This is a genomic window from Serratia sp. CY83965, from assembly GCF_052166375.1.
Classification (GTDB): domain Bacteria; phylum Pseudomonadota; class Gammaproteobacteria; order Enterobacterales; family Enterobacteriaceae; genus Serratia; species Serratia marcescens.
Window position 1 is genome coordinate 20,581 of record NZ_JBJNOV010000011.1, and the last position, 15,194, is coordinate 35,774.

Annotated in this window: 15 protein-coding genes; all 15 read left to right on the top strand. The window is 57.3% G+C overall.

The genetic code is table 11. The features are described 5' to 3' along the window. The first annotated feature begins 2 nt into the window (after nt 1-2). The 15 genes from atpE (at nt 3) to ACJ8PL_RS19915 (ending at nt 15,191) form a co-directional block, all read left to right on the top strand. Nucleotides 3-242, top strand: a complete 240-nt coding sequence (atpE, locus tag ACJ8PL_RS19845) for a F0F1 ATP synthase subunit C (protein ID WP_004093904.1) — start codon at nt 3-5, stop codon at nt 240-242. Nucleotides 243-299: 57 nt separating this feature from the next. Next, complete coding sequence (atpF, locus tag ACJ8PL_RS19850; RefSeq protein ID WP_004933804.1) at nt 300-770, top strand: F0F1 ATP synthase subunit B; 471 nt, start codon at nt 300-302, stop codon at nt 768-770. A gap of 14 nt (nt 771-784) precedes the next feature. Continuing rightward, the gene (gene atpH, locus ACJ8PL_RS19855) at nt 785-1,318 is read left to right on the top strand and encodes a F0F1 ATP synthase subunit delta (protein WP_015376133.1); all 534 of its coding nucleotides are present in this window, start codon (nt 785-787) and stop codon (nt 1,316-1,318) included. A gap of 12 nt (nt 1,319-1,330) precedes the next feature. Beyond that, nucleotides 1,331-2,872 carry a F0F1 ATP synthase subunit alpha gene (gene atpA / locus ACJ8PL_RS19860; RefSeq protein ID WP_016929618.1) on the top strand — a complete coding sequence of 514 codons (1,542 nt, stop codon included), beginning with the start codon at nt 1,331-1,333 and terminating at the stop codon, nt 2,870-2,872. A gap of 59 nt (nt 2,873-2,931) precedes the next feature. After that, nucleotides 2,932-3,795, top strand: a complete 864-nt coding sequence (atpG, locus tag ACJ8PL_RS19865; protein ID WP_004933811.1) for a F0F1 ATP synthase subunit gamma — start codon at nt 2,932-2,934, stop codon at nt 3,793-3,795. A gap of 32 nt (nt 3,796-3,827) precedes the next feature. Further along, nucleotides 3,828-5,210: a F0F1 ATP synthase subunit beta gene (gene atpD / locus ACJ8PL_RS19870; protein ID WP_004933813.1), complete on the top strand. Its 1,383-nt coding sequence runs from the start codon at nt 3,828-3,830 to the stop codon at nt 5,208-5,210. A gap of 20 nt (nt 5,211-5,230) precedes the next feature. Next, nucleotides 5,231-5,650, top strand: a complete 420-nt coding sequence (locus ACJ8PL_RS19875) for a F0F1 ATP synthase subunit epsilon (protein ID WP_004933814.1) — start codon at nt 5,231-5,233, stop codon at nt 5,648-5,650. 290 nt (nt 5,651-5,940) lie between these two features. After that, the gene (gene glmU, locus ACJ8PL_RS19880) at nt 5,941-7,314 is read left to right on the top strand and encodes a bifunctional UDP-N-acetylglucosamine diphosphorylase/glucosamine-1-phosphate N-acetyltransferase GlmU (RefSeq protein WP_033634231.1); all 1,374 of its coding nucleotides are present in this window, start codon (nt 5,941-5,943) and stop codon (nt 7,312-7,314) included. Between the two features lie 152 nt (nt 7,315-7,466). Continuing rightward, the gene (gene glmS, locus ACJ8PL_RS19885; RefSeq protein WP_097103044.1) at nt 7,467-9,296 is read left to right on the top strand and encodes a glutamine--fructose-6-phosphate transaminase (isomerizing); all 1,830 of its coding nucleotides are present in this window, start codon (nt 7,467-7,469) and stop codon (nt 9,294-9,296) included. 335 nt (nt 9,297-9,631) lie between these two features. Beyond that, nucleotides 9,632-10,672, top strand: coding sequence for a phosphate ABC transporter substrate-binding protein PstS (gene pstS, locus ACJ8PL_RS19890; RefSeq protein ID WP_079450353.1), 1,041 nt, complete (start codon nt 9,632-9,634; stop codon nt 10,670-10,672). Between the two features lie 91 nt (nt 10,673-10,763). Then, on the top strand, nt 10,764-11,720 hold the full coding sequence (gene pstC / locus ACJ8PL_RS19895) for a phosphate ABC transporter permease PstC (protein WP_016929615.1): 957 nt from the start codon (nt 10,764-10,766) through the stop codon (nt 11,718-11,720). Nucleotide 11,721: 1 nt separating this feature from the next. Continuing rightward, complete coding sequence (gene pstA, locus ACJ8PL_RS19900; protein ID WP_004933824.1) at nt 11,722-12,612, top strand: phosphate ABC transporter permease PstA; 891 nt, start codon at nt 11,722-11,724, stop codon at nt 12,610-12,612. Between the two features lie 54 nt (nt 12,613-12,666). Next, the gene (gene pstB / locus ACJ8PL_RS19905; protein ID WP_016929614.1) at nt 12,667-13,437 is read left to right on the top strand and encodes a phosphate ABC transporter ATP-binding protein PstB; all 771 of its coding nucleotides are present in this window, start codon (nt 12,667-12,669) and stop codon (nt 13,435-13,437) included. 11 nt (nt 13,438-13,448) lie between these two features. Then, a complete protein-coding gene (gene phoU / locus ACJ8PL_RS19910) occupies nt 13,449-14,183 on the top strand; it encodes a phosphate signaling complex protein PhoU (RefSeq protein ID WP_016929613.1) in 735 nt (244 codons plus the stop codon). 168 nt (nt 14,184-14,351) lie between these two features. Further along, nucleotides 14,352-15,191: an ABC transporter substrate-binding protein gene (locus ACJ8PL_RS19915; RefSeq protein WP_016929612.1), complete on the top strand. Its 840-nt coding sequence runs from the start codon at nt 14,352-14,354 to the stop codon at nt 15,189-15,191. Nucleotides 15,192-15,194: the final 3 nt, after the last annotated feature.

A 15,194-nucleotide genomic window follows, 5' to 3' on the forward strand; every position in this document is an offset into this window, starting at 1 on the left:
TCATGGAAAACCTGAGTATGGATCTGCTGTACATGGCTGCCGCTGTGATGATGGGTTTAGCGGCAATCGGTGCTGCGATCGGTATCGGCATCCTGGGTGGTAAATTCTTGGAAGGCGCTGCTCGTCAGCCTGACCTGATTCCTCTGCTGCGTACACAGTTCTTTATCGTTATGGGTCTGGTCGACGCCATCCCGATGATCGCTGTAGGTCTGGGTCTGTACGTGATGTTCGCCGTCGCGTAAGTAGAGCAACCCTCTACGACGTAACCAAACTATTAACTTTTAAAGAGGCATTGTGCTGTGAATCTTAACGCAACAATCCTCGGCCAGGCCATCGCGTTCGTTCTGTTTGTCTGGTTCTGCATGAAGTACGTATGGCCGCCGATCATGGCTGCCATCGAGAAACGTCAGAAAGAAATCGCTGACGGCCTCGCTTCTGCAGAGCGTGCCAAAAAAGATCTGGACTTAGCGCAAGCCAATGCGACCGACCAGCTGAAAACTGCCAAAGCAGAAGCTCAGGTGATCATCGAGCAAGCGAACAAACGCAAAGCTCAGATCATGGATGAAGCGAAAGCCGAAGCCGAGCAGGAACGTAACAAAATCGTGGCGCAGGCTCAGGCTGAGATCGAAGCCGAACGTAAGCGCGCTCGTGAAGAGTTGCGTAAGCAAGTCGCGATGCTGGCAATTGCCGGCGCCGAGAAGATCATCGAACGTTCCGTGGATGAAGCTGCTAACAGCGACATCGTTGATAAACTGGTCGCTGAACTGTAAGGAGGGAGGGGCTGATGTCTGAATTTGTAACTGTAGCTCGCCCCTACGCCAAAGCAGCTTTTGACTTTGCCGTTGAGCACCAAAGCGTAGAGCGCTGGCAGGACATGCTGGCGTTTGCGGCTGAAGTCACTCGCAATGAACAGATTTCTGAACTGCTGTCTGGCGCGGTTGCGCCAGAAACGCTGTCCAAGACGTTCATCGCGGTTTGTGGCGATCGGCTCGACGAACATGGCCAGAACTTTATCCGTGTAATGGCCGAAAATGGACGTTTACTGGTTCTTCCTGCCGTGCTGCAGCAGTTCATCGAACTGCGCGCCTCGCTGGAATCCACCGTCGAAGTCGAAGTGCTCTCTGCGAGCGCGCTGAACGACGAACAGCAGGCGAAAATCGCCGCTGCGATGGAAAAACGTCTGTCACGCAAAGTTAAGCTGAATTGCAAAATTGACAAGTCTGTACTGGCCGGCATCGTTGTTCGCGCCGGCGATATGGTGATTGATGGCAGCGTTCGCGGTCGTCTTGAACGCCTGACAGACGTCTTGCAGTCTTAAGGGGACTGGAGCATGCAACTGAATTCCACCGAAATCAGCGAACTGATCAAGCAGCGCATTGCTCAGTTCAATGTAGTGAGCGAAGCTCACAATGAAGGTACTATCGTTTCCGTCAGCGACGGGATCATCCGCGTACACGGCCTGGCCGAAGTTATGCAGGGCGAAATGATCGCGCTGCCTGGCAACCGTTACGCAATCGCATTGAACCTGGAGCGCGACTCCGTCGGTGCCGTGGTCATGGGTCCGTACGCGGATCTGGCCGAAGGCATGAAGGTTAAATGCACCGGCCGTATCCTGGAAGTTCCAGTCGGTCGTGGTCTGCTGGGCCGCGTAGTTAACACCCTGGGCGCGCCAATCGACGGCAAAGGCCCGATTGAGAACGACGGCTTCTCTCCGGTAGAAGCTATCGCGCCAGGCGTTATCGAGCGTCAGTCCGTTGATCAGCCGGTTCAGACTGGCTACAAATCCGTTGACGCCATGATTCCAATCGGCCGTGGCCAGCGTGAGCTGGTGATCGGTGACCGTCAGACCGGTAAAACCGCGCTGGCGATCGATGCGATCATCAACCAACGCGACTCCGGCATCAAATGCGTTTACGTGGCTATCGGCCAGAAAGCGTCCACCATCGCTAACGTGGTGCGCAAACTGGAAGAGCACGGCGCACTGGCCAACACCATCGTGGTGGTGGCGACCGCTTCCGAATCCGCCGCACTGCAATACCTGGCGCCATACGCCGGTTGCGCAATGGGCGAATACTTCCGTGACCGCGGTGAAGACGCGCTGATCGTGTACGATGACCTGTCCAAACAGGCCGTTGCTTACCGCCAGATTTCCCTGCTGCTTCGTCGTCCGCCAGGTCGTGAAGCTTACCCAGGCGACGTATTCTACCTGCACTCCCGCTTGCTGGAGCGCGCAGCGCGCGTCAACGCCGAATACGTTGAAGCCTTCACCAAAGGTGAAGTTAAAGGCCAAACCGGTTCACTGACCGCTCTGCCGATCATTGAAACCCAGGCGGGTGACGTTTCCGCGTTCGTTCCGACCAACGTAATCTCGATTACCGATGGTCAGATCTTCCTGGAATCCAACCTGTTCAACTCCGGTATTCGTCCGGCAGTTAACCCGGGTATCTCCGTATCCCGTGTTGGTGGCGCCGCGCAGACCAAGATCATGAAGAAACTGTCCGGCGGTATCCGTACCGCGCTGGCGCAGTATCGTGAATTGGCTGCGTTCTCCCAGTTCGCCTCCGATCTGGACGACGCGACCCGCAAACAGCTGAGCCACGGTCAGAAAGTGACCGAGCTGCTGAAACAGAAACAGTATGCGCCGATGTCGGTTGCACAACAGTCTCTGGTGCTGTTTGCCGCAGAACGCGGTTACCTGAACGACGTCGAAGTCGCCAAAGTGGTGAGCTTCGAAGCCGCGCTGGTAGCCTATGCGGATCGCGAGCACGCCGAACTGCTGAACCACATCAACCAAACTGGCAACTTCAATGATGAGATCGAGGGCAAGTTGAAAGACGTCCTCGAGACCTTCAAGAAAACCCAGTCCTGGTAACGCCGAACGGTCCTGCTGTTGAAAGACAGCAGGCCGTCTGGCACTGAGGAGAAGCAGAGATGGCCGGCGCAAAAGAGATACGTAGTAAGATCGCTAGCGTGCAAAACACGCAAAAGATCACTAAAGCGATGGAAATGGTCGCCGCCTCCAAAATGCGTAAATCGCAGGATCGCATGGCGGCCAGCCGTCCTTATGCAGAGACCATGCGCAAAGTGATTGGTCACCTTGCGTTAGGGAATCTGGAGTACAAGCACCCGTACCTGGATGAGCGTGACGTTAAGCGCGTCGGGTATCTGGTGGTGTCTACTGACCGTGGTCTCTGCGGCGGCTTGAACATCAACCTGTTCAAAAAGCTGCTGGCGGAGATGAAAGCCTGGTCCGAAAAAGGCGTCGAAACCGACTTGGCGCTGATTGGCTCTAAAGCGGCCTCTTTCTTTGGTTCCGTGGGCGGCAACGTGGTTGCCCAGGTGACCGGCATGGGGGACAAACCTTCCCTGTCGGATCTGATCGGGCCGGTGAAAGTGATGCTGCAGGCCTACGACGAAGGTCGTTTGGACAAGCTGTACATTGTCAGCAACAAATTTGTTAATACGATGTCCCAAGAGCCGCAAGTGCTTCAGCTGCTGCCGTTACCGCCAGCCGATGACGAAGAGCTGAAGAAAACGCCTTGGGATTACCTGTATGAACCCGATCCAAAAGTGCTGCTTGATACCTTGCTGCGCCGCTATGTGGAGTCGCAGGTTTATCAGGGCGTCGTGGAAAACCTGGCCAGCGAGCAGGCCGCACGAATGGTCGCGATGAAAGCCGCAACCGATAACGGCGGTAGCCTGATCAAAGAGCTGCAGTTGGTATACAACAAGGCGCGTCAGGCCAGCATCACTCAGGAACTCACCGAGATCGTTTCGGGAGCCTCCGCGGTTTAAGCTAGGTTTACGAATTACGTAGAGGATTCAAGATGGCTACTGGAAAGATTATCCAGGTAATCGGCGCCGTGGTGGACGTCGAGTTCCCTCAGGATGCCGTACCGAAAGTGTACGACGCCCTTGAGGTAGAAAACGGCACCGAAAAACTGGTGTTGGAAGTTCAGCAACAGCTGGGCGGTGGCGTGGTTCGCTGTATCGCAATGGGGACCTCCGACGGTCTGCGTCGCGGTCTGAAAGTGAACAACCTGGACCACCCGATTGAAGTGCCGGTGGGTAAAGCTACCCTGGGTCGTATCATGAACGTATTGGGTCAACCGATCGACATGAAAGGCGACATCGGCGAAGAAGAGCGTTGGGCGATTCACCGCGCGGCGCCAAGCTACGAAGAGCTGTCCAGCTCCCAGGAACTGCTGGAAACCGGTATCAAGGTAATGGACCTGATTTGTCCGTTCGCCAAGGGCGGTAAAGTCGGTCTGTTCGGCGGTGCGGGCGTAGGTAAAACCGTAAACATGATGGAGCTGATCCGTAACATCGCGATCGAGCACTCCGGTTATTCCGTGTTTGCGGGCGTGGGCGAGCGTACTCGTGAGGGTAACGACTTCTACCACGAAATGACCGACTCCAACGTTCTGGACAAAGTATCCCTGGTTTACGGCCAGATGAACGAGCCACCAGGTAACCGTCTGCGCGTTGCGCTGACCGGTCTGACCATGGCGGAGAAATTCCGTGACGAAGGCCGTGACGTTCTGCTGTTCGTTGACAACATCTACCGTTACACCCTGGCCGGTACCGAAGTGTCCGCACTTCTGGGCCGTATGCCATCCGCGGTAGGTTATCAGCCAACGCTGGCGGAAGAGATGGGCGTTCTGCAAGAACGTATCACCTCGACCAAGACCGGTTCCATCACTTCCGTACAGGCCGTTTACGTTCCTGCGGATGACTTGACTGACCCGTCTCCAGCCACCACCTTTGCGCACTTGGACGCAACCGTGGTACTGAGCCGTAACATCGCTTCTCTGGGTATCTACCCGGCCGTTGACCCGCTGGATTCCACCAGCCGTCAGCTGGATCCGCTGGTCGTTGGCCAGGAGCACTACGACGTAGCGCGTGGCGTGCAGTCCATTCTGCAACGCTACCAGGAACTGAAAGATATCATCGCGATCCTGGGTATGGACGAGCTGTCTGAAGAAGACAAGCTGGTCGTATCCCGTGCGCGTAAGATCCAACGCTTCCTGTCTCAGCCGTTCTTCGTGGCAGAAGTCTTCACCGGTTCTCCGGGCAAGTTCGTATCGCTGAAAGACACCATCCGTGGTTTCAAAGGCATTATGGACGGCGACTATGACCACCTGCCGGAGCAGGCGTTCTACATGGTTGGCACCATTGAAGAAGCAGTGGAAAAAGCCAAGAAACTGTAACGCCTTGAGAGGAGGGTGATATGGCTATGACTTACCATCTGGATGTAGTCAGCGCGGAAAAACAGATGTTTTCCGGCCTGGTGCAGAAGATCCAGGTGACAGGCAGCGAAGGTGAACTGGGGATCTTCCCTGGCCATGCGCCGCTGCTGACTGCCATCAAGCCTGGCATGGTGCGTATTGTTAAGCAGCACGGTGAAGAAGAGTTCATCTACCTGTCCGGCGGCATCCTCGAGGTGCAGCCGAGCGTGGTTACCGTGCTGGCGGACACTGCTATCCGTGGTACTGACCTCGACGAAGCGAGAGCGTTGGAAGCTAAGCGTAAAGCTGAAGAACACATTCGCAGCTCTCATGGCGATGTCGACTATGCTCAGGCATCCGCTGAACTGGCGAAAGCGATCGCAAAACTGCGCGTTATCGAGCTCACCAGAAAAGCGATGTAATGTTTGGGTGCTCTGCACCCAACTTTAAGAAAGCGGCCCATAGGGTCGCTTTTTTTTTACTTTAAAATAAGCATTTCGGCCCGGCTGGCAGAGTGGTGTATAACCCCTGATATCGGGCAAGAAACGTCGCCGAACGCCGACAGTTTTTTTGCCCTGGAGCTGAATTGGGCATGGTGGTGACAGACCACGCGCCGCGCGGCCTGCGCCGGGTTCGTGATGAGAAATATGTAGTAATATCGTCGCTAAACGGTTTTACTTTCGTCTATCAAAATGGAGTTATCAGGTTGCTTATGTCGAACAGCGCAATGAGCGTAGTTATCCTCGCCGCAGGCAAGGGTACGCGCATGTATTCCGATCTTCCCAAAGTGTTGCACCCGTTGGCCGGCAAGCCGATGGTGCAACACGTCATTGATGCCGCGATGAAGCTGGGTGCGCAACATGTTCACCTGGTATACGGCCACGGCGGCGATTTGCTGAAAAGCACGTTGACTGACGGCGCGCTGAACTGGGTGCTGCAGGCCGAGCAACTGGGTACCGGTCACGCAATGCAGCAGGCCGCGCCGCATTTTGCCGATGATGAAGACGTGCTGATGCTGTACGGCGACGTGCCGCTGATCTCCGTCGATACGCTGCAACGCCTGTTGGCGGCTAAACCGCAGGGCGGCATCGGCCTGCTGACGGTCAAGCTGGACGATCCGAGCGGCTATGGCCGCATCGTGCGTGAGAACGGCGACGTGGTGGGCATCGTCGAGCATAAAGACGCCAGTGAAGCGCAGCGGCAGATCAACGAGATCAATACCGGCATCCTGGTGGCGAACGGGCGCGATCTGAAACGCTGGCTGGGAATGTTGAATAACGACAACGCACAGGGCGAGTTTTACATCACCGATATCATTGCGTTGGCCCATGCCGACGGCAAGAAAATCGAAGCCGTGCACCCGTCGCGTTTAAGTGAAGTGGAAGGTGTGAACAACCGTCTGCAGCTGGCGACTCTGGAGCGCGTATTCCAGTCGGAACAGTCTGAAAAGCTGCTGTTGGCCGGCGTGATGCTGCTGGATCCGGCGCGTTTCGATCTGCGCGGGGAACTTGTTCACGGCCGTGATATCACTATTGATGCGAATGTGATTATCGAAGGTCACGTCAAGCTGGGCGATCGGGTGAGAATCGGCGCCGGCTGCGTGCTGAAAAACTGCGTGATCGGTGATGACTGCGAGATCAGCCCTTACAGCGTGCTGGAAGACAGCGTGCTGGAAGCAGACTGCACGGTTGGGCCGTTCGCCCGCTTGCGCCCAGGCGCGGAGCTGGCGGCAGGGGCTCACGTCGGCAACTTCGTGGAAATGAAAAAGGCGCGCCTGGGCAAAGGCTCCAAGGCCGGTCACCTCAGCTACCTGGGCGATGCTGAAATCGGCGATGACGTGAATATCGGCGCCGGCACCATCACCTGCAACTACGATGGCGCCAACAAGCACAAGACGCTGATCGGCGACGGCGTGTTCGTCGGTTCCGATACTCAGCTGGTGGCGCCGGTGTCGGTCGGCAAAGGCTCCACCATCGCCGCCGGCACCACGGTGACGCGTGATATCGCCGAGAACGAACTGGTGTTGAGCCGCGTCAAGCAGGTGCACATTCAGGGCTGGCAACGTCCGGTGAAGAAGAAGTCATAGTGTGTTTTGCGTTGGGCTCCGTTCACGAGCCCAATACAAAACATAATAATCCCCACCATCTACAGGCTCGGGGGCGCACGGTAAAAACCGGCAAAAATCAGGTCAAGGCATCGAAAGCGCCCATGAAGGGCGTTCATTAGGAATATAACTGAATGTGTGGAATTGTAGGCGCAGTAGCGCAACGTGATATCGCAGAAATCCTGTTGGAAGGTTTACGTCGTCTCGAGTACCGCGGTTATGACTCCGCCGGTCTGGCGGTGGTCGATGAAAAAGGCAACGTCAGTCGCCTGCGTCGCGTTGGCAAGGTACAAAAGCTGGCCGAAGCGGCGGAACAAACCGATCTGCACGGCGGTACCGGCATCGCTCACACCCGTTGGGCTACGCACGGTGAACCGACCGAAGCGAACGCGCACCCGCATGTTTCCGACTACATTACCGTGGTGCATAACGGCATCATCGAAAACCACGAGCCGCTGCGCGAACTGCTGATTGAACGCGGTTACCGTTTCAGCTCTGAAACCGATACCGAAGTGATTGCGCACCTGGTGCACTGGGAACAACTGCAAGGCGGTACGCTGCTGGAAGTGGTTCAGCGCGTGATCCCGCAGCTGCGCGGCGCTTATGGCACCGTGGTGATGGACAGCCGCGATCCGAGCGTGCTGGTCGCGGCGCGTTCCGGCAGCCCGCTGGTTATCGGCCGCGGCGTTGGGGAAAACTTCATCGCTTCCGATCAGCTGGCGCTGCTGCCGGTCACCCGCCGCTTCATCTTCCTGGAAGAGGGCGACGTGGTGGAAGTGACTCGCCGCACCGTCAACATTTTCGACAAACAGGGCAACGCCATCGAGCGCCCTGAGATCGAGTCCCAGGTGCAGTATGACGCCGGCGACAAGGGCGCTTACCGCCACTACATGCAAAAAGAGATTTACGAACAGCCGCTGGCGCTGAAAAACACCCTGGAAGGGCGTTTCAGTCATGGCCAAATCAACCTGAGTGAGCTGGGGCCGCACGCCGACGAGCTGCTCGCCAAGGTGCAGCACGTGCAGATTATCGCCTGTGGCACTTCTTACCACTCCGGTATGGTGGCGCGTTACTGGTTCGAAGCGCTGGCCGGCGTGCCGTGCGATGTCGAGATCGCGTCCGAATTCCGTTACCGCAAATCGGCGGTGCGTCCGGGCAGCCTGATCATCACTCTGTCGCAGTCCGGCGAAACCGCCGACACTCTGGCGGCGCTGCGCCTGTCCAAAGAACTGGGTTATCTCGGTTCGCTGGCCGTTTGTAACGTTGCCGGCTCTTCGCTGGTGCGTGAATCCGATCTGGCGTTGATGACCAAAGCGGGCACGGAAATCGGCGTAGCCTCGACCAAAGCCTTCACCACGCAGCTCACCGTGCTGTTGATGCTGGTGGCGCGCCTGGGCCGTCTGAAAGGCATGGCGGAAAGCGTGGAGCACGAGATCGTGCATGGTCTGCAGGCGTTACCGGCGCGTATCGAGCAGATGCTGTCGATGGATAAAGATATCGAAGCGCTGGCGGAAGGCTTCTCCGACAAGCACCATGCGCTGTTCCTCGGCCGTGGCGATCAGTATCCGATCGCCATGGAAGGGGCGCTGAAGCTGAAAGAGATCTCCTATATTCACGCCGAAGCTTATGCGGCGGGCGAGTTGAAACACGGCCCGCTGGCGCTGATCGACGCCGATATGCCGGTGATTGTGGTGGCGCCGAACAACGAACTGCTGGAAAAGCTGAAGTCCAACATTGAAGAAGTGCGCGCGCGCGGCGGCCAGCTGTACGTGTTCGCCGATCAGGACGCCGGCTTCGTCAGCAGCGAAGGCATGACCATCATTCCTCTGCCGCACGTCGAGGAAATCGTCGCTCCGATCTTCTACACCGTGCCGTTGCAGCTGCTGTCTTACCATGTGGCGCTGATCAAAGGCACCGACGTTGACCAGCCGCGCAACCTGGCGAAGTCTGTCACCGTAGAGTAATTTGCCGCAGGTAAACTGCAAAAGCCGGCCTTAGCGCCGGCTTTTTTCATGAGTGACCTTAAAGATGACAGCGCTGCCGTTTCGGTGATAAACGTTGTCATATTCAAGCGGATAGGCCGCGCCAAGCCGGTTTTTTATTGCTTGGGAAATGTGCTGTTTCACGGCTAACCTTCTGATTTAAATACAAACAAACACTCATTAAATGCACTGTAATATAACTGTCATATTGCGTACATTTTTCTGTCACCAAACTGTCCTATTTTCCCTCCTGCAGCAATACTTACTCTGATTAAAACGACTCGAAGTCGATTTTAAGTATCCCATTAGGAGGGATTATGAAACTGATGCGTACCACCGTCGCCAGTATTGTGGCAGCGACCTTCTCCCTGACCGCCGTGTCCGCGTTCGCTGCTGCCAGCCTGACCGGTGCAGGTGCGACATTCCCCGCTCCGGTTTACGCCAAGTGGGCAGATTCTTATCAGAAAGAAACCGGCAACAAAGTTAACTATCAGGGCATCGGCTCCTCTGGCGGCGTAAAGCAAATCGTGGCCAACACCGTTGACTTTGGCGCTTCCGACGCCCCGCTGTCTGACGACAAGCTGGCGGCCGACGGCCTGTTCCAGTTCCCGACCGTGATCGGCGGCGTGGTGCTGGCGGTGAATATCCCGGGCATCAAATCCGGCGAACTGACGCTGGACGGCAAAACCCTGGGCGATATCTACCTGGGCAACGTCAAAAAATGGAACGATCCGGCTATCACCAAGCTGAACCCAGGCGTGAAACTGCCTGACCAAAACATCGCCGTAGTGCGCCGCGCCGACGGTTCCGGCACTTCGTTCGTGTTCACCAGCTACCTGTCCAAAGCCAATGCGCAGTGGAAAGAAAAGATTGGCGCCGGTTCTACCGTTAACTGGCCGACCGGTCTGGGCGGTAAAGGCAACGACGGCATCGCCGCCTTCGTTCAGCGTCTGCCAGGCTCTATCGGCTACGTAGAATACGCTTACGCCAAGCAGAACAACCTGGCTTACACCAAGCTGGTGTCCGCTGACGGCAAACCGGTCAGCCCGACCGAAGAGAGCTTCAGCAACGCCGCCAAAGGTGCAGATTGGAGCAAAACCTTTGCTCAGGATCTGACTGACCAGAAAGGCGACAACGTGTGGCCAATCACCTCCACCACCTTCATCCTGGTGCACAAAGAGCAGAAAAACCCTGTTCAGGGCGCCGAAGTGCTGAAGTTCTTCGACTGGGCCTACAAAACCGGTGCAAAACAAGCTAACGAGCTGGATTACGCCACCCTGCCGGCAGAAGTGGTTGAGCAGGTGCGTGCGGCCTGGAAAACCAACGTAAAAGACAGTTCAGGTAAAGCGCTGTACTAACAACGCAGGGGCGCGGGTTCGCCGCGCCCCACACAGTTCTTCAGGCTCCGATCCCGGTTGGGGCTGCCAGGGTTCAAACAGAGAGTAATCTATGGCTGAGTACAAGCCGACCATCAAAGCACCGGGCAAAAACGGTGACATCATTTTCAGCGCGCTGGTGAGACTGGCTGCGCTGATTACCCTATTGTTGCTGGGCGGCATCATTGTTTCGCTGATCTTCGCCTCCTGGCCAAGCATGCAGAAATTCGGTTTTGCGTTCCTGTGGACCAAAGAGTGGGACGCGCCGGCGGAGCAGTTCGGCGCGCTGGTGCCGATCTACGGCACCGTGGTCACCTCGCTTATCGCGTTGATCATCGCCGTGCCGGTGAGCTTCGGCATCGCGCTGTTCCTGACCGAACTGGCGCCGAACTGGCTGAAGCGGCCGCTGGGCATCGCCATTGAGCTGCTGGCGGCCATTCCGAGCATCGTCTACGGCATGTGGGGACTGTTCGTGTTCGCCCCGCTGTTCGCCGAATACTTCCAGACGCCGGTGGGCGACGTGCTGTCGGGCATTCCAATCGTCGGCGAGCTGTTCTCCGGCCCGGCCTTCGGCATCGGCATCCTGGCCGCCGGGGTGATCCTGGCGATCATGATCATTCCTTACATCGCCGCAGTGATGCGCGACGTGTTCGAACAGACCCCGGTGATGATGAAAGAGTCGGCCTACGGCATCGGCTGCACCACCTGGGAAGTCATCTGGCGCATCGTGCTGCCGTTCACCAAAAACGGCGTCATCGGCGGGGTGATGCTGGGCCTGGGCCGTGCGCTGGGGGAGACCATGGCGGTGACCTTTATCATCGGCAACACTTACCAGCTCGACAGCGCTTCGCTGTACATGCCGGGCAACAGCATCACCTCGGCGCTGGCCAACGAATTCGCCGAGGCCGAGTCCGGCGTGCACACCGCCGCACTGATGGAGCTGGGCCTGATTCTGTTTGTTATCACCTTTATCGTGCTGGCGCTGTCGAAACTGATGATCATGCGTCTGGCCAAGAATGAGGGGCGTTAACATGGCGACGATGGATATGCAAAACGCAGTCGTTCTGGCGGAAAGCCGCCGCAAAATGCAGGCCTGGCGCCGGCAGAAAAATCGCCTCGCGCTGTTCCTGTCGATGGCGACCATGGCGTTCGGGCTGTTCTGGCTGATCTGGATCCTGATCGCCACCGTCACCAAAGGCTTCGACGGCATGTCGCTGGCGCTGTTCACCGAGATGACCCCGCCGCCGAACACCGCGGGCGGCGGCCTGGCCAACGCCATCGCCGGCAGCGGCCTGTTGATCCTGTGGGCGACCCTCTTCGGTACGCCGCTGGGCATCATGGCCGGCATCTACCTGGCGGAATACGGCCGTAAATCTTGGCTGGCGGAAGTGATCCGCTTTATCAACGACATCCTGCTGTCCGCACCGTCGATCGTGGTGGGCCTGTTCGTTTACACCATTGTGGTGGCGAAGATGGAACACTTCTCCGGTTGGGCCGGCATCGTGGCGCTGGCGTTGCTGCAGGTGCCGATCGTCATTCGCACCACCGAGAACATGCTGAAGCTGGTGCCGGATACGCTGCGCGAGGCCGCCTATGCCCTGGGCACGCCGAAATGGCGCATGATTTCCGCCATCACGCTGAAGGCGTCGGTGTCCGGCATCATCACCGGCGTGCTGCTGGCGATTGCGCGCATCGCGGGGGAAACCGCGCCGCTGCTGTTCACCTCGCTGTCGAACCAGTTCTGGAGCACCGACCTGATGCAGCCGATCGCCAACCTGCCGGTGACCATCTTCAAATTCGCCATGAGCCCGTTCGCCGAATGGCAACAGTTGGCCTGGGCCGGGGTGCTGTTGATCACCCTGTGCGTACTGTTACTGAATATCCTGGCGCGCGTAATTTTCGCCAAGAAAAAGCATTCGTAAAATTTTGAGCGCCGCTTTGGCGGCGCTGATGAAAAGAGAGAAGTCTTGATGAGTATGGTTACTGACGCTTCCAGCAGCAAAATTCAGGTACGCGATCTGAACTTCTACTACGGCAAATTCCATGCGCTGAAGAACATCACGCTGGATATCGCCAAGAACAAGGTCACCGCGTTTATCGGCCCATCCGGCTGCGGCAAATCCACCCTGCTGCGCACCTTTAACAAGATGTACCAGCTGTACCCGGAACAGCGTGCGGAAGGCGGCATTCTGCTGGACGGCCAGAACATCCTGACCGACAACTCGGATATCGCGTTGCTGCGCGCCAAGGTCGGCATGGTGTTCCAGAAGCCGACGCCGTTCCCGATGTCGATTTACGACAACATCGCTTTCGGCGTTCGCCTGTTTGAAAAGCTGTCGCGCGCCGATATGGACGAGCGCGTGCAGTGGGCGCTGACCAAGGCCGCGCTGTGGAACGAAACCAAGGACAAGCTGCACCAGAGCGGTTACAGCCTCTCCGGCGGCCAGCAGCAGCGTCTGTGCATCGCCCGCGGCATCGCCATTCGTCCGGAAGTGCTGTTGCTGGATGAGCCTTGCTCGGCGCTGGATCCGATCTCTACCGGCAAGATTGAAGAGCTGATCAGTGAACTGAAGGCCGATTACACCGTGGTGATCGTGACGCACAACATGCAGCAGGCAGCGCGCTGCTCCGACTCTACCGCATTTATGTATCTGGGCGAGCTGATCGAGTTCAGTGATACTGATAACCTGTTCACTGCGCCGCAGAAAAAGCAGACTGAAGACTACATCACTGGCCGTTATGGTTGATAGGAAGCATCATGGATAACCTGAATTTAAACAAACACATTTCCGGCCAGTTCAACGCAGAGCTCGAGCATATCCGCACCCAGGTGTTGACCATGGGCGGGTTGGTGGAGCAACAGCTGACCGACGCCATCACCGCGATGCACAATCAGGATGGCGAGTTGGCCAAGCGCGTAATTGAAGGCGACGCCAAGGTCAACATGATGGAGGTGGCGATCGACGAAGCGTGCGTGCGCATCATCGCCAAGCGCCAGCCGACCGCCAGCGATCTGCGCCTGGTGATGGCGATCATCAAAACCATTTCCGAGCTGGAGCGCATCGGCGACGTGGCGGACAAGATCTGCCGCACCGCGCTGGAAAAGTTCTCGCACCAGCATCAGCCGCTGCTGGTCAGTCTGGAGTCGCTGGGGCGCCACACCGTGCAGATGCTGCACGACGTGCTGGACGCGTTCGCGCGCATGGATCTGGACGAAGCGATCCGTATTTACCGCGAAGATAAAAAGGTCGACCAGGAATACGAAGGCATCGTGCGTCAGCTGATGACCTACATGATGGAAGACTCGCGCACCATTCCGAGCGTGCTGACCGCGCTGTTCTGCGCCCGCTCTATCGAGCGTATCGGCGACCGCTGTCAGAACATCTGCGAATTTATCTTCTATTTCGTCAAGGGGCAGGATTTCCGTCATTTGGGCGGCGATGCCCTGGAAAAGCTGCTCTCTCCGGGCGGTAAAGACGAAAAGGCCGACTAACTCTTTCCGGGTAATATCCTTCAAAGGCGCGGTTTCCCGCGCCTTTATTCCATCTTAAGCGCGTAAAGATAAAAAGGTTATAAATATAGCTTTTTATATTATTTCCTGACCTATGTGGCGCTTGCTAGCTTATTCGCCAGCAGGACATCAACCACTTAGGAGCTTTCTATGAAACATCGCGCTTTGGCCTTAACGTTGTTAGCCAGTCTGACCGGCCTCGCCGCCGGCGCCGCGCACGCGGACAAACTTGACGATATCAAGCAAGCCGGCGTGGTGCGTATCGCGGTGTTCGACAGCAACCCGCCGTTCGGCTACATCGATCCGCAGAGCAAAAAGCTGGTGGGCTACGATGTGGACGTCGCCGACGCGATCGGCAAAGCGCTGGGGGTGAAAGTGGAGCTGCGCGCCACCAACCCGGCCAACCGCATTCCGCTGCTGGTGTCGAAGAAGGTTGACCTGATTGCCGCCAACTTCACCATTACCGACGAGCGCGCCAAGGAAGTGAACTTCAGCGTGCCGTATTTCGCCACCGGCCAGAAATTCATCGCCCGCAAAGGCGTATTGAAAACCCCGGAAGACATCAAGAAGCTGCGCATCGGCGCGGACAAGGGCACGGTGCAGGAAATCACCCTGCGCGAGCGTTTCCCGACGGCGAAAGTGATCTCTTACGATGATACCCCGCTGGCGTTCGTGGCGCTGCGCAACGGCAACGTGCAGGCGATCACTCAGGACGACGCCAAGCTGGTCGGCCTGCTCGGCAACCTGCCGGCGGCGCAGAAGGCGGAATTTGAAATTTCGCCGTTCAGCCTGACCAAAGAGTATCAGGGCGTGGGCATTCCCAAGGGCGAGGATCGCCTGACCGCCGCGGTGAATGAGACGCTGATCAAGCTGGAAAACGACGGCGAAGCGGTTAAGATTTACGATCGCTGGTTCGGGCCGGAAACCAAATCCGCCCAGCCGCGCGGCGATTTCAAAATCGCGCCTTTGGATCAGCAACCGAAAGCCTGATTT

What these genes read in the sequence shown, in the direction of transcription:
- atpA (WP_016929618.1), top strand. Translation starts at nt 1,331, where the DNA reads ATGCAACTGAATTCCACCGAAATCAGCGAACTGATCAAGCAGCGCATT.
- atpG (WP_004933811.1), top strand. Translation starts at nt 2,932, where the DNA reads ATGGCCGGCGCAAAAGAGATACGTAGTAAGATCGCTAGCGTGCAAAAC.
- ACJ8PL_RS19915 (WP_016929612.1), top strand. Translation starts at nt 14,352, where the DNA reads ATGAAACATCGCGCTTTGGCCTTAACGTTGTTAGCCAGTCTGACCGGC.
- ACJ8PL_RS19875 (WP_004933814.1), top strand. Translation starts at nt 5,231, where the DNA reads ATGGCTATGACTTACCATCTGGATGTAGTCAGCGCGGAAAAACAGATG.
- atpE (WP_004093904.1), top strand. Translation starts at nt 3, where the DNA reads ATGGAAAACCTGAGTATGGATCTGCTGTACATGGCTGCCGCTGTGATG.
- pstC (WP_016929615.1), top strand. Translation starts at nt 10,764, where the DNA reads ATGGCTGAGTACAAGCCGACCATCAAAGCACCGGGCAAAAACGGTGAC.
- atpD (WP_004933813.1), top strand. Translation starts at nt 3,828, where the DNA reads ATGGCTACTGGAAAGATTATCCAGGTAATCGGCGCCGTGGTGGACGTC.
- pstB (WP_016929614.1), top strand. Translation starts at nt 12,667, where the DNA reads ATGGTTACTGACGCTTCCAGCAGCAAAATTCAGGTACGCGATCTGAAC.
- phoU (WP_016929613.1), top strand. Translation starts at nt 13,449, where the DNA reads ATGGATAACCTGAATTTAAACAAACACATTTCCGGCCAGTTCAACGCA.
- atpH (WP_015376133.1), top strand. Translation starts at nt 785, where the DNA reads ATGTCTGAATTTGTAACTGTAGCTCGCCCCTACGCCAAAGCAGCTTTT.
- glmU (WP_033634231.1), top strand. Translation starts at nt 5,941, where the DNA reads ATGTCGAACAGCGCAATGAGCGTAGTTATCCTCGCCGCAGGCAAGGGT.
- pstA (WP_004933824.1), top strand. Translation starts at nt 11,722, where the DNA reads ATGGCGACGATGGATATGCAAAACGCAGTCGTTCTGGCGGAAAGCCGC.
- glmS (WP_097103044.1), top strand. Translation starts at nt 7,467, where the DNA reads ATGTGTGGAATTGTAGGCGCAGTAGCGCAACGTGATATCGCAGAAATC.
- pstS (WP_079450353.1), top strand. Translation starts at nt 9,632, where the DNA reads ATGAAACTGATGCGTACCACCGTCGCCAGTATTGTGGCAGCGACCTTC.